Below are 13,989 nucleotides of genomic sequence, written 5' to 3' on the forward strand. Positions count from 1 at the left end.
TAATTCACGGAAAGCTCAGCGTAGGCACGAGCCGGTGCGAAGAACATGGATTCGAGTTGATCGGTGATCTGCTTGGTATCAAATGCGTTGGTCATGGTGAGAACCTCCAAGGTTCTGAACGAACGGGAGATCCCCGCTCTGATGACGTGCACAATAGCAAAGGAATTGGTGCAGTGCAACATCGCAGGAGGCAGAGGCGAGAGGGAAGCGCTGCGCCTAGCGGTGGGACGGTGAGACGACGTTAGGACCGCGGCATTTCGAATGGGTGGGGTACGGAGACACGTCACTGACGATGCCACCGTGAGGGAGTCTCCAATGAAGCATCCGAAACGACTTCAAGGCGCCTTCACCTGGCGATCACCACGGAGGGGGCCCATGTGCCTGCGGAGTCGCTTCGACTACCGCTAGAGATGCCTGATACCGAACTGACGCCCCGCTACAACGTGACGCCGGGCACCTAGGCGGTTCGCCGCGCCGATGATGATGGATGAGCTGTGGTGGGGCTATCGGCCGCACTGGGCCGGTGAGAAGGCGCCGTAGCCGATCAACGCCACTTTCCGGCGTGACCTTCCGGGATGGGCAATGTTCTCCGGCTTTCTATCGGCAATCTCTTACATACTTTCATACCCTGCTTCATCGTTGCGACGCTGGAAAGTCGGTAAGATGAAGTCATGGAGGGCTCATCAGGGAAGACCGAGAATGGACCGCTCAATGCACACAGGGATGCACGGACAGGATGTCCGTGAAGAGCAAACACGGAAGAAAAGGTAAAAGCCCAACCTGTGAAGGTTGGGCTTCCTCATAGCTAACGGTCGCTCCTGCTCCTACCGAGTTTTGACGTTGACTAGCTCACTCCACCGCGTGGTCCAACGCGGCGTGCGGTTCGCACAGCGTCTTAGGTGTCAGGCGGCGCCGGGCAGGATGCGACGTAAACAGAAACCTGGCGCGGTTTCCCTCTCGCACCTCCACGTTGTAAGCGATTCCCCATCTTTCCTGTCAGAATTGTTTGATCTTCCTGAGCGCGCTCGCCACCAGGGCGCCATGTATCAGGCGAAGACTTGGGGCAGACGCTGAAACGCCACCTTTGGCTGTAAACTCATCAATCGCCGGGGGCTGCACTATCAAGCACCGATTCCAGCCATGAAAGAGTGGGAGGCCAAGAGGCCAGAATTATTCAAACAATGCGAGTTATGGATCAGCCGGGGCCCTTCAGTTAGGAGGACGTTTTGCACTCTGGCACCAGGCAAGATATTCCTCGACGGGAAGGGCCGGCGAATAATAGAACCCTTGAGCCTGGTCACAGCCTAGTTCGCGCAGGACCTTCTCCTGTTGGAGCGTCTCCACCCCTTCCGCGGTTACGATCAGGTCCAGGGTGTGACCGATATCGATCATACAGGCCATCAGCTTACGCGCTCGCTTATCGCTTTCTAGGTTGGCGACAAAGGCACGATCGATCTTGAGGCCCGTGATGGGCAGGTGCTGCAAGTACTCGAACGAGGCAAAGCCAGTTCCGAAATCATCAATACTCACCCCGACACCCAGATCACGGATGCGCTGAATGGCATCGCGTGCGGCCTCGATATCACCGATAAAGGCACTTTCGGTGATTTCCACTTCCAGTCGTTCAGGACTCACGTTGGTCTTGTTGACGAGATCGAAGAGCAGATCATGCAGTTTTTCGTCGTAAAGATTATGGACCGATATATTGATACTGACCGCGCACTCACTGCCAGGGTTTCGGGAAAAATCACCGGCGGTTTGGATGACGAAATAGGTCAGCGGACCCATTAGCGAGGTAGTCTCCACCTTGGGCATGAACTGGCCAGGCGGAATCAGCCTGCCATTGTCACCACGCCAGCGGATCAGTCCTTCGCACCCACAGACCTGGCCATCGGACAGGCGGATCTTGGGTTGGTAAAACAGCTCAAACTCCCTCGCGGCCAAGCCGTCTCGGACTCGGGCGATCAGCTTGAAAGACGCTAGGGATCGTTGGTCGAAGAGGGGGGTGAAGTGCGTATATTCCCCACGCTGCCGAACGGACGTCAAGAGCGCGATGCGCGCTTCTCGAAGCACTTCTGTCGTCGTCTTTTGGCCTTCGGCGATGGCGCTGCCCATTGCCAATTGAACACGAACCGGCACCTCTTGAATCAAGTGACTCTCTTCGCCGACCTCTATCAGCCGCTGACTGATAATGTCCAGATCACTCGGCTCGATATCGGGCACCACCAGTGCCAATTCGTCGGGGCTAATGCGGTAGGCCTGGCTACCCCGGCGAAGCGCCTGACTGAGCCGTTGGCTCATCGTCACGACAAGCTCGTCGGCCGCCGCTAGGCCCAAGGCCTCGATAACGTCCGCCATGTCGGTAATCTTCACCTTTATCACGCCGGTCTTTCCCGCCATCATCTCCGGTTGAGACAAACACTCTACGAGATCCTCATTGAGTGCAACCTGGTTGGAGAGACCAGAATGATGATCCGTGCGGGTCACCTCTCTATGGGCGGCAAAAGCATTGCGTCGCGCCTGGAAGAGCCAGCCGGCAACGCCGCCCAGGAGCAAATACAGCATGATACGAAGAAGATAGTTAAAGGTGCTTTGGTCGCTGCCAAGACTCGTATCCAGCGGCATGAACGCCATTAAAATGCCTGCAGCTAGAGCCGCGGCTAATCCCCCGGGCAATGCGTACCAGGAGGCGGCAATCAGCACTGGGATCAGCATTATGTAGGGATAGGAGGAAGCCGTACCTCCCGTGACATAAACGACACCGGCCCCCATGCCTAATAGAAGCGCTAGTACGCCACATTTCAAGGTATGGCGATTCGCCAAATGATTCGCCCGCATCAAAGATGGAGATCTGATTAAACCCATGGCCGTAGATTTCATAGAAATTCTCGACTAGTGAGGTGGGTTAGAAAAATAATCCCGTGTCGCCATCTGAAAGGCTGAGTTTAGCGTAGTCTACTATCGGCATGGATGGCCATAGCCCAGGATGTTGCGCGCGCCAGAGCGTCCAACCGGCCGGTGTGGTCGCGAATGAGGGGTCGCCGACGTCTCACACCGGTTCGGCCTGGCCAGGAGCCGTACCACGAACTGTCACTTGGGCGATTGGCAGTGTCCGGACGATTCGCAGGTTGAGGCGCTGTGATGTGAGAGCATAAGCAGCTACCGAGGCGCTATTGATTGATTGAGAACGCCCCATGGGGCCAACGTGCTTGCGAGTCATAAGTGTTGCTCAACGACGACCTGGTTACGCCCGCTTTGCTTGCCGAGGTAGAGAGAATCATCGGCTCGCTGGAGGATATTGCCTTCCGTTTCGTCATCCGCGGCGAAACTGGCAATGCCACAGGTGACAGACACTTGGAACATCGTGCCGTCATTCGTGCGGAACGCCATGCCGGCCAGTGCTGCCCGGATCTCTTCCGCCACCCTGGCAGCATCTTCCACGGAACTGTCGAACAGCAGGACCGCAAACTCCTCGCCGCCCAAGCGTCCGGCCACATCCGACTGCCTGAACCGCTCCCTGAACAGGACGCAGGGTTACTTCAGCACCCGATCCCCGGTGGCATGGCCGTAGGTATCATTGACCGCCTTGAAGTGATCGATGTCCAGGAGCAGGACGACGTCACTTAGTTCACTGCGACGATAATGAGCGAAGGCTTGCCTGAGTCGTCTCATGAAATAACGTCGGTTGTAGATGCCGGCCAGGACATCGGTGATGGCCTGCTGTCTCAGCTTCTCCTCGAGTTCCTTGTGCTGGGTAATGTCGCGCACCGTGCCGACCAGGGTGTCCGGGTCGTCGAGGTCGGGATTGCCGGCCATTTCATGTAACCAGTGGAGACTGCCATCTGGTTGGATGATCCGATACGTGATGTCGTGGCATCCCGATGCCCGCATGAGAGGCAGGCCTTTTTCCACCCGCTCTCTGTCCTGTGGATGAACCATCGTCAGGAACGTCTCGTTTACCGGAGAAAAGGCCAGACGGTCGACACCGAAGAGCTCGTAAACGACGTCGGACCAGAACACGTCGCCTGTCGACCGCGACATCTGCCACTAGTCGTGCTTTCGATCCTCACGACCTTCTGAAGGGTGCGGGCATGCACCCGCTACTCTTCCAGTGTCGCGGGCACGGCGAAGACGCGAGAGTGCGCCGACGCGCGGTTGTTTCGACCTGGTGATGTTGACGAGGGTGGCGGTATGGGGTTTCACATATAAGGGTTGAGGAATGACGATGGAGACGAGAGATACAGGGGAAAATGAAAAGGTGGAAAAACCCTCGAACCGGAAGCGTTGTCTCCGTTGATCACGTGTCATGGCCGACGGAGACAACGTTCCCGGATCGAATGAATTTCCCTCTCGTGCGTCGCTCCCTGTGTCTCACCTCTCATTCGCCGTGAGATGCTGCCGAACGGTCTTATACCACTCTATTACGTCCTGTTTTCTTGGCTGCATACATGGCGTCGTCCGCTCGTTTGATCCAATCCTTGATGGATTCGGCAGGATGATATTCGGACACCCCGAGGCTGATCGTCACATGCCCCACCTCGGGAATCTCCGTTCGTTCGACACGAATGCGTAGCTGTTCGGCCATTTGCCTGGCGTGATCACCACTCGTGTCGGGTAGCATTACAATGAATTCTTCACCTCCCCAGCGACCCAAGACATCGCTGTCACGCAGTCGCTCCTTCAGTGTCACGACGACCCTGCGTAGCACCTCATCGCCGAGATCGTGACCGAAGGTGTCATTGATTGCCTTGAAGTGGTCCAGGTCCAGCATCACAAGAGCGCAGGGGTTACCGTAACGGCTTGCCCTGCGAGCTTCATGCTCCATGAGAGGCTCGAGTTGACGTCGGTTGGCTGTATCCGTGAGTGAGTCATACAAAGCTTGATATTCAAGGCGGCTCTCCAATTCCTTCTGTCGGCTGATATCGAAGAAGGTCGCGATGTAATGCTCGAGCCGACCGCCGGGATCATAGATGGCCGTGATGAACTCATGCAGGGGGATTACCTTCCCCGAGCGATGCTGGTTCCAGATCTCACCCTCCCAATACCCTTTTTCTTCTATCTGATCAAAAATATTCTTATAGAATTCGGGACTCTGTACAAAAGAGTGAAAGATGCGAAGAGTCTGGCCAACTACTTGTTCGGAGGTATACCCCAAGAGGGTCGTAAACCCGGGGTTGATCCGCTGGATAATGCCCGCTGAATCCGTGATGAAAATCGCCTGGCTACTGCGGAAGGTAGCGGCAAGCAGCCGCTGTTCCGCCTCCATCGCGCGAAGGCGGGTAATGTCATGAAGAATCGTCGACGCCTGGTAGATAGCCCCGTCGCTATCTCGCTGAACGATGATCACCTGCGAGGCATGTATCTCTTCCCCCGCGGCATCGAGGAATCGGGTCTCCCCCTGCCACACACCATCGCGCAGAGCGATGGGCAAGGCCTCGCGGATTATCCGCTCAGCCTCCGCGGCGGGATGGAAGCGGAGTATCGTCTCTTCGATCGTTCCTGCGTGTGGTGGCAGGTCCCAGGTATTCCATCCGGTGTCGGCTTGCCAGGGCTCGCCCACCGCCAGCGGAAACCCGAACTGGCGACGCCCGGCCGGGTTCATATACCAGACGGATCCCTCGGGTCCGAGCATGGCGACCACATCGGGGGTGTGTTCGAGAATAGCCACCAGGCGTTTCTGGTTGGTTTCCAGGTGACGCAGAGGGGTAACGTCCAGCAGCGTCCCGATCATGCGCAGCGGCTGCTCGCTGGGGGAAAACTCGACCGACCCTCGGGCATCGACAACGCGCTCGGAACCATCTGGCCACGGGATCCGAAAGCCGATCCGGTAAGGCGACCCTTGCAGTGCCTCGCCCACCGCTGCCCTAACGCGTTCGCGGTCCTCATCGTGGACCCGTTGCAAGAAACCCTCGAAGGTCGGAGTAAAGGCGTCGGGCGGCACACCGAAGATCCGGAAAGTCTCATCTGACCAGCGCAGGTCATCTGTGGCAACACTCCATATCCAGCTACCCAGATGGGCCAGCTGCTGGGCTTCTGCCAGTTCCGTCCGGCTCTGTTGCAATGCCTCCTCGGCTGCCACCTGCCGAGTGATATCCAGCAGTACACCATGCCAGAGTACACTTCCGTCCTCTTCCACTTCCGGTGAGGCCCGTCCTTCCACCCAGATCTCCCCGCGCTGCGGATGCATGAGACGCAGTCGCAACTGCCAGGGGGTCAGATGGCGTCGTGATGCCTCGATGCTGGCCAGGAACGGCGCGAGATCGTCACGATGGACTCGGTCGAATGCCTTAGAGGCATCGGCTTCCATCACCTCATGAGGCAGGCCAAGGATCTCGAGCGCACGCTCGCTTGCATAAATGAAATGGGACTGTCCGTCTGGATCTTGGCGATACTGGAAGAGCACACCCGGGACGTTGCGCGCAAGCATCTCCAGGCGCTGGGTGATTTCGACCTGGTCGGTAACATCGCGAAAAGCCCCAACCAGTTCGACGATTCGGCCCTGGGAATCCCGGACCGTCGTCAGCTGATCACCCAGCCATTGCCAGCGACCTTCCGGAGTGCGTTGACGATAGTGAAACCGGGCATAACCCAGGGCACCACGCGCGAGCCAGCGGGTCAGATCACCATAAACCCTCTGGAAATCTTCCGGATGGACATGCTCCTCCAGCCAGTCAGGCTGGCCTATCAGCGTCTGCGGCGACCAACCGGTAACGGTTGCCATGTTCTGGCTGACGAAGGTCATGGTTGCCAGGTCGTCGGGCCGCATCGTATAAACCACGTCTGGGCTGACCTGCATCAGGCGGTCCGCCAGCGTCTGACTGGGCTGGCCGTGACATTCCCGGATTTCCGCGATCATCGAGAGTCGTTGTCGCCCCTCGTTGGGAGATTCCGCCATCCGGACCAGGGTCATGTTGACCCAGGTTATGTCGTGGTCACCACGCCTGAGCGGGATTTCGAGACGACTCTCGACCTGAGCGCCGCGAGCGATGTCGGCCAGACAAGCAGTAAAATACACGCCGTAAGGTTCAACAATCAGGTCGCGCAATCGGTACCCCTCTACTTGCTCGATGCGCCAACCGAGCAGGCGGGCAAAGTGGGTATTCACCTGCACCAGGACTCCTTCGACATCCAACGCGGCGAGGCCAACAGGGGCATGCTCGAAGATGGCAGCGCTGATAAGGAGTGAATTGTCGGACATGCCTCGGTCCTCCCTGGGTCCTTGCAGCAGCAAAGCTACAGGACGGTATCGAACTCACAACCTAACATTATCCTAATTTCGCATGTTGATCAGTCATCACGCCAACCTGAGGGCTGTGCTGGGATTACATGGGTACTCAAGGAGTTAGTGCCATGGCTCGAAATCCCATCCAGTTCCAGTCAGGCTGTCATTGCCGGCTTTTCTCGACCAGTACGGTACCGACGCGCAGTGCCGGGCGGCGCTCCTCGCTTCCGCATCCGTGTCAGCCCAGACACAGCGTTCGGAACACATGCTGACGAGCAGGACCGATGACGGCATCGAAATCTAAGTGCGGGAGCGAATTCCGGAAGGACACTCCGCGAGTGACCTGGAGGAGGCCGTACTCTTCGTTCACGGCGCTACTTACCCGGGGTAGACCTCGACGTGAAGCTGGCCTTTGGACCCAGCTGGATGGAGTGCACCGACGATTGTCCACTGAATAGCTCATCTGGTCGAAAGGCTCAGGAGTCCTTTCAACATGCTATCGGGAATAGGCTTACGGGAGATTGCCCGCCGGCGTGCGAACCCGAGCCCCTCAAGGCCGAGAGGAGCTGACACGGAACGCGTCGACTATCCCTGTCAATTTAGGGGAACGGCGACTAGTAAACGTTTAGAGAGTCGATTTCCAGGCCTACCGACCACCTGCATCGGGCGGCCAAGGTTGACCGAAAACGCTTTGACAATGGCGGCGCCAGTCGGCCGCTGAGGCCGAGTCTCGCTAACCCCGTCCAGGCTCTGAACTCCGGCCAGACCGTTGATCCCACGCATGGGATAAATCATTCTTTGGTGCTAGGATGAATATTAGCTGATTATAACTGTTCTGCTGATTCGCAAGGAATGGCCCCATGATGACGGACCCCACCGAGCCCCGCCTCACCCGCCACCGGGGTGCAGAAGATCATGGTGGACACCCAGTTCACCGATCCCAACTGAGATGTGCACTTCGCGAAAGCGGATACCCAACGCGGCAATATATTCCCCGTGGCGATGAGCGGATGGACCTGCTAGTGCCTCCCGAGATCGTGACCCATTGCCCTTTCCATGGTGATGCTACTTTCTTCTCGTTTGGCGATATGGCCGATGTGGCGTGGAACTATGAGGAGCCTGTGGAGGAGATGAAGGCGACTGAGGGAAGGCTGGCACTTATAAGTGGAATAGTGAGTGACAGCTATCGACCCAAAGCCGACATGTCGGAAAATGCATTGTGCGCGTTCAAGTGAAATATCATAGCTTGCGGTAAAGTCACTATTAACTACACATGATTACCAGGGTGTTAAAATGGCCAAGTCAGTTTCACTTCCCGAATTACCGAAAGATGTTGAGTTTGAAGATTATGTCGCTGCGTATCTTCAAGCTGCAGGCTTTTTTATTGAAAAGTCTGTGATCGACAGGGGTGAAGCTGAGGTTCTTGAGCTGGATATTATATTTACCAACTACGTTGAAAACAAGCCACCCTTCGAAAAACTCATTGAGGTCAAGTCAGGCGGCTGGGGGTTCTCTGAGATATTTAAAATGTTGGGTTGGGGACAATATTTAAACATAAAAAATTTAACTTTAGTTGTTTGCCAGGAAAAACCAAACCAAGAGTTTTACGTAAGAAAGGCTAATGATATTGGGGTTAAGTTGATCTGCCATCCCAATGATGAAGAACACATATCTCGGTCTGATCTTCTAGAGGGAGCTCATGCAGATTCCGTGGATGTTTCCTGTTGGAGGTTCAGTTATTGGATGGAGAGAGCGCTGCTTAAACGGCTGAAGGACAAGAAAAAGAGCCTTAAAAATAGAAAAAGTTACAAAGCTATGGACGACTACTATCATGACATTAACAGTAGTGTGTTCTTTTCAAAAAATGTGATAAAACGCGCAGATAAGCTGTACACTCTATATAAGCTTTACCCAAACCTCTCTCGAAAAGTGGCCAATGAGTCAGTTGGAAGCGATTTTGATTACGACTATGAAAAGATACCAAGCCATATTTTTAATAACACCTTTTACCACAGTAAATTGACGGATATTACTTTATCAACTTTTATTGAGCATAGGTCGAGGATTGCAATTCTAAAAGCAGCGGTCGATTTTACTCTTTTTAAGGATAATAACGTTCAGGAAAGAATCGAAGAGGAAGCCAACTATTTCGGAATAAATTTCTCTTTGAAGGATCTTCTTCCCGAGACTTTTTTAACCGCGCTGGATTCAATAAAAAACGAACCATATTTTTATAGATATCCTGTTTTTTGGCAGAATTTCATGTGGCTTTTTGGAGGCTTTGTCCTTAATGACTATAAGGATGATGAATATCAGCTTTTATCGAAAAAGACTGGAATTCCCGTACAGGAAATAGACAGCGCGCTTGCTGCATATGAAAAACTATTTCCTTTTAGCAATGGCTGGTTTAAAGAGGCAGACGGCAATTCAAATATAAAACAAATGAAAATGATGTGTTTGCCCTTCATGGGGGTTGGTGCGAATCTTAGACGCATGAATTACACAGAAGATCAGAAATTTGAAAGTTTGAACCTGACAGGTAATTATACGAAATCTGATTTGGTTGCCTGGAACAATTTGGCGGTGGATGTATTGTCTTAAAAGATTAGTTAATTTTTCATTACTTTGGATGTTAATTCCGCTCCGTTGTTACTGATGGGATTAACATTGCATCACAGTCACCTGATAGACCGCTCCTGGCCGTATGGAGATATTTAGATTATTTTGATAGAATGACGAGCAGTAAGCGACCCAAAGTCGACATGCCGTTCATGTGGAGTAAAAATGATCAGCAAAGAAAAGTTCATCGAGATACGTGAAAGATTTGGCCATTTTGCAAGCTGGGCTATATGGGCCGACGAAGGAGTCAACCCAAAAGATAATATTGATGACCTATCAATTCTGGATCCGGATGTGAATTCGAATCTTCTCCATACAATACATGGAAATTCGATTTTACTCGGACTGAATATTTCGCGAAGAATTGAGCGACCCCTTGCAAATTTCCATGATCCCAAGTCGGTGGCAACAGACTTCAAGATCCGATATGCTCTCAAAGGTACAGGTTATTATGGCTCCTACATGACAGACATCATCAAGGACTTTGAAGAAAAGGCATCAGGAAAGATGATGAGCTTTCTGAAAAGTAACAAAGACTTTGAGCGAGAGAATATTCAAAAACTGCGCCAGGAAATAGCGGTGCTTGGGGTTTCGAATCCGGTTATCGTTGCATTTGGAAAAGATGCTGAGAAAGTGGCCGCGAGGAATTTTGGTAATGAGTTTGAAGTTATTGGAATTCCCCATTATGCCAATTTTATCTCTAAGGAAAATTATCGCACAAAAGTCTGCAGCCAGCTTCCAGATATAAAATAATAACAGGGTACAACGAGTCGCGCTATATCAGCGCTCTCTGAATGACCGCTATTGGCCGAGTCAGGAACGTTAGTCTATACTTATTAAAAGCAACTGAAGCTAACGACTCAAAAATGGCCATGCCGGTAAGATACGGTTTCGTAATAATGCATTATTTCACGATAAAACTTTAATCTAAACTGACTCTAGTTATCCAGGAGTAGTGTTTTGAGAATCGAGTTTAACCTTCTAGGTAATGCCATTGACTCAATCGACCATACAATTGATCTTCTGGCATGGCGTGATGAACCTGACGACGCGAAGCGTCTGAAGCAGGCAGTGCTTAGCGTCGCGCACGGAGTAGAGTTGCTACTGAAAGAGCGCCTTCGCCGGGTGCACCCTTCATTAATGTGGGAAAACGTCGATAAATTTCCGGGTTTGAGTGCAAGAACAGTTACGGTTGATGGTGCACTTTGGCGCCTGGGTAAGATCGGAGGCCTTTACTTTTCGGATGAGGCCATTCAGCTCATCAGGTCGCTGCGGGATACCCGAAACGCCATTGAACACTACTCGTGGTCAACGACCAAGAGTGAGGCCGAGCAAATAGTTGGAAGTGAGCTTGGCTTCGCTCTTCACTTTGCTAAAGACGAACTAGGTCACGACTTCTTTGGTTATCATTCAAAAAAAGATGACACCTTTCAGACCTTGCTTGAAGGAAACCCTTATTTTTCCGAAGTATTCCAGAAACGTTATGAACAGCGCGCTAGGGCAACGAGTGATTTAAAGTTTATCTGCGATTTCTGTCATGCTTTGGCAGCCAACCCTTCGACCGGAGCCTGCGAATTATGCGGTCACTGGAACAGCGTGCCTGACGAAGATGACTTGCCATTCTAAGAGTTTCCTAGCACTGGCATTGCATAAAGATTTTCTTAAAGACCGCTTTTGGCCGATTGTCGCCCTCACACAAAAAAGAATGTAAGCACAGAAAACCGGTGCCGCCCTATTTGGGCAGCACCGGCGTTATGGCATGGATTACGTTCAGAGATACCCCCGCTCCGCAAAGGACGTGCAGCCTTCGCTGCCAACCACAATGTGATCAATCACCCGGATCTCCACGAGTCCCAGCGCTTCTTTCAGCCGCTGGGTGATGCGCCGGTCGGCGTCGCTGGGGGCTGGATCGCCGCTGGGGTGATTGTGAACCAGCACCACCGCCCCGGCGTTGCAGGCCAGCGCCCGCTTGACCACTTCACGGGGATAGACACTGGCCGAGTCGATCGTGCCGCGAAACAGGGTCTCGAAACGGATGAAGCGGTGTTGGGTGTCCAGAAACAGCACGCTGAACACCTCGTGCTCGTAGCCCTGAAACAGCACCTGCAGGAACTCGTCCATCGTGCCGCCGTGGTGATCCACAAGGCACGTCAGATCATACTCGACGTCGGTCAGGATATCGGGCGCTTGACGGTGCTGACCACCCTGCGCAGCCGACTGCGTTACCCGCGAGGGTCGCCATGCTGACCGTCTGCCGGAGACTCCCCCCAGGCAGTACGCGAGTGGCGACTACCGGCCGCCGGGCTGACCGTGCCCGGCAGAAGGAAAAGTGGGAGGGTGCCTGCAACGGCATCGCGTATTCAGGATGATGTGAGCGCTTCGGCGGCAGCAATTTGCCGAGGTTGGTCTGCAATTATCCATTCTGCAATCAATAAATCGACAACATCAACGGCCTGACAACTCCGAGTGAGCTCTGAAGCAGGCCGTGATCTTCATTGAGACTCAGGCGGACAGCCGAGTCCCCTGTGACCTAGAAGTCAATCTCTGACGCCATCTGTTCCGCCGCATTCCGCTTGAGCAAAGCCGCCTGGGCGGCCTCCTTGATGTTTGCGACGTAAGCCCGGCTCGTCACCAGTACACGCAATGCAGCAACAAGGCCCGAGTCGTCTTGCTGGATTGCGGCCACGACCATATCGGTGTCGCATTGGGGATTCAGGAGGTTGCTAACATTGATGGGCCAGAGGGGTTGAGCCTCCGGGTGGGGTGCTGGCTCTCTAGCGTCGTCGACTAGTGGATATTCGGCTTCAAAGGCCGGGATGCCGTATGCCCGAGATCTTCGCATTTTATCGGCAACCGTAAAGGCAATCATTTTTACCTGCTTGCCACAGACCCACGAGTCTGTTTTCCGGTACTGCTCAGCGGTGGAAAGCGAGATGAGATCGCCCACGCTCATCTCGCCCTGCGCCTTCGGTATCGGGGCCTGACGGGTTCGTGACCACAGATAGGTACTGTCCTCCTCGCTGCCGATCTCCCCGTATTTCTCGACCAGAAGATCCCGAATTGCCTCCGGTCTGGGCTGAGAACCTTCGGCAAACATGATAGTTCGGGCTATTCCCGTGATCGGATCGTCCTCGACGAGTGGCTCGTGAAAGATCGTGAGGAAATCGCGCGCGTCCTTGCGCACCAGTATCACCGACTCCGCAAGCGGCGTTGTCGCCTCGATATTCCGCGAAACGTTCGCATCGATCCAGATGTCGCGGTGCCCGTAAAGGGTCGTCTCCGGTTCGAACTCAGTCTGGGCAAGCGCAAGGCCTTCGGCCAAAGGCTGCCCGACACGCAGCCCAAGAACGTCGTAGGCGTCCGCCGTCGCCCCGCCCGCAGATCCGTCGTCACTCTGTGCAACGCCGTTCGGCTGCGCACTCGATGATTGCTCGAGGCCAATGCGCGCGATGACCTCGTCGTCGTTGAGTATCTTCGGGTCGCTGCCTGGTCGCAAGACGACGAGTTCCACCAGCTCCGCCGTCAGCGGAAGGATGGCCGTGCCGGATACCGGCGTTGGCACGGCGAGTCGCGCACGGAGCGGGGCATCCGCACCCTGCAAGGCGGCGCGAAGACTCCGCGCCTCTACCTCGGACATCGCGAACCTTACACCGGATCTCTCGCTCGTATTCGCCAAGCGCAGAAGGTCGCGACGCCGGATTCGTTTCTCGTTACCCGAGGTATTATCCGGGTAGGTCAGTTCGACATACTTGAAACCATACTCCCCGTGGTCGAGGTCGTAGTCGGCCAGAGCGCCGTAGCCCGACATCCAGAACCCGTCCAGATCGATGTCATGCGACGAAGTTGCAAGATCCGTGATCTCATCCTGCCTGTCGAAGGAGTCTTGGGACGTAGAGGGATAGACCGACTCGAACAGCTCGGCGGCGTCAGCTGCGGTTTCCGCGGCTATCGCCGCGAGTATGTCGCGTGGCCGGGCGAGGTGGACCGTTTCATGGACCGGCGCAGCCTCGTCGGCATCTGTTTTCAACGCAATCGGGGGCATGTCCTCCAGCGACAGCGCCGCGAGTTGCTCGCCACCGTCCGTCGCCACATTCACTCCGAGAATCTCGGCTTCCAGGGCAAGCGCGTGCCCGCCACGGTCATCCTCC

The 13,989-nt window shown here is 54.5% G+C and carries 7 protein-coding genes and 5 pseudogenes; 6 read left to right on the forward strand and 6 right to left on the reverse strand.

All coding sequences use genetic code 11. The annotated features are described in order from the left end of the window. Window positions 1-824: 824 nt before the first annotated feature. Window positions 825-893: pseudogene (locus tag KG088_RS20135) on the reverse strand (DUF4113 domain-containing protein); the annotation flags it as partial. 144 nt (window positions 894-1,037) lie between these two features. On the opposite strand from KG088_RS20135, the pseudogene KG088_RS20200 reads away from it, so the two are divergent. Next, window positions 1,038-1,217, forward strand: a pseudogene (locus KG088_RS20200) (IS481 family transposase); the annotation flags it as partial. Here KG088_RS20200 and KG088_RS19060 read toward each other — a convergent pair. The 3 genes and pseudogenes from KG088_RS19060 to KG088_RS19075 form a co-directional block, all read right to left on the reverse strand. After that, on the reverse strand, window positions 1,210-2,880 hold the full coding sequence (locus tag KG088_RS19060; RefSeq protein WP_213828136.1) for a putative bifunctional diguanylate cyclase/phosphodiesterase: 1,671 nt from the start codon (window positions 2,878-2,880) through the stop codon (window positions 1,210-1,212). The pseudogene KG088_RS20200 and the gene KG088_RS19060 sit on opposite strands and share 8 nt — an antisense overlap. Before the next feature lie 336 nt (window positions 2,881-3,216). Then, window positions 3,217-4,041 (reverse strand): annotated as a pseudogene (locus KG088_RS19780) (GGDEF domain-containing protein). A 367-nt stretch (window positions 4,042-4,408) separates the two neighbouring features. Next, complete coding sequence (locus tag KG088_RS19075; protein WP_213828142.1) at window positions 4,409-7,198, reverse strand: PAS domain-containing protein; 2,790 nt, start codon at window positions 7,196-7,198, stop codon at window positions 4,409-4,411. 884 nt (window positions 7,199-8,082) lie between these two features. On the opposite strand from KG088_RS19075, the gene KG088_RS19080 reads away from it, so the two are divergent. The 4 genes from KG088_RS19080 (at window position 8,083) to KG088_RS19095 (ending at window position 11,467) form a co-directional block, all read left to right on the forward strand. Beyond that, window positions 8,083-8,457, forward strand: a complete 375-nt coding sequence (locus KG088_RS19080) for a DUF427 domain-containing protein (protein ID WP_213828144.1) — start codon at window positions 8,083-8,085, stop codon at window positions 8,455-8,457. Window positions 8,458-8,515: 58 nt separating this feature from the next. Further along, window positions 8,516-9,823 carry a hypothetical protein gene (locus KG088_RS19085; protein ID WP_213828146.1) on the forward strand — a complete coding sequence of 436 codons (1,308 nt, stop codon included), beginning with the start codon at window positions 8,516-8,518 and terminating at the stop codon, window positions 9,821-9,823. 183 nt (window positions 9,824-10,006) lie between these two features. Continuing rightward, complete coding sequence (locus KG088_RS19090) at window positions 10,007-10,594, forward strand: hypothetical protein (protein WP_213828148.1); 588 nt, start codon at window positions 10,007-10,009, stop codon at window positions 10,592-10,594. Between the two features lie 207 nt (window positions 10,595-10,801). Beyond that, the gene (locus tag KG088_RS19095; RefSeq protein WP_213828150.1) at window positions 10,802-11,467 is read left to right on the forward strand and encodes a hypothetical protein; all 666 of its coding nucleotides are present in this window, start codon (window positions 10,802-10,804) and stop codon (window positions 11,465-11,467) included. A 144-nt stretch (window positions 11,468-11,611) separates the two neighbouring features. On the opposite strand, the pseudogene radC reads toward KG088_RS19095, so the two are convergent. Further along, window positions 11,612-11,923: pseudogene (gene radC, locus KG088_RS19100) on the reverse strand (RadC family protein); the annotation flags it as partial. Window positions 11,924-11,932: 9 nt separating this feature from the next. Here radC and KG088_RS20205 point away from each other — a divergent pair. Further along, window positions 11,933-12,088 (forward strand): annotated as a pseudogene (locus KG088_RS20205) (IS1380 family transposase); the annotation flags it as partial. Window positions 12,089-12,371: 283 nt separating this feature from the next. Here KG088_RS20205 and KG088_RS19105 read toward each other — a convergent pair. Next, window positions 12,372-13,989 (reverse strand): hypothetical protein (locus KG088_RS19105; protein ID WP_213828154.1); only part of this gene is annotated, 1,618 nt, incomplete at its 5' end.

The organism is Halomonas jincaotanensis (assembly GCF_018448785.1).
Classification (GTDB): Bacteria; Pseudomonadota; Gammaproteobacteria; order Pseudomonadales; family Halomonadaceae; genus Halomonas; species Halomonas jincaotanensis.

Bases quoted from the DNA above. Each gene is read 5' to 3' on its own strand.
- KG088_RS19085 (WP_213828146.1), top strand. From the start codon at position 8,516: ATGGCCAAGTCAGTTTCACTTCCCGAATTACCGAAAGATGTTGAGTTT.
- KG088_RS19075 (WP_213828142.1), bottom strand. From the start codon at position 7,198: ATGTCCGACAATTCACTCCTTATCAGCGCTGCCATCTTCGAGCATGCC.
- KG088_RS19080 (WP_213828144.1), top strand. From the start codon at position 8,083: ATGATGACGGACCCCACCGAGCCCCGCCTCACCCGCCACCGGGGTGCA.
- KG088_RS19090 (WP_213828148.1), top strand. From the start codon at position 10,007: ATGATCAGCAAAGAAAAGTTCATCGAGATACGTGAAAGATTTGGCCAT.
- KG088_RS19060 (WP_213828136.1), bottom strand. From the start codon at position 2,880: ATGAAATCTACGGCCATGGGTTTAATCAGATCTCCATCTTTGATGCGG.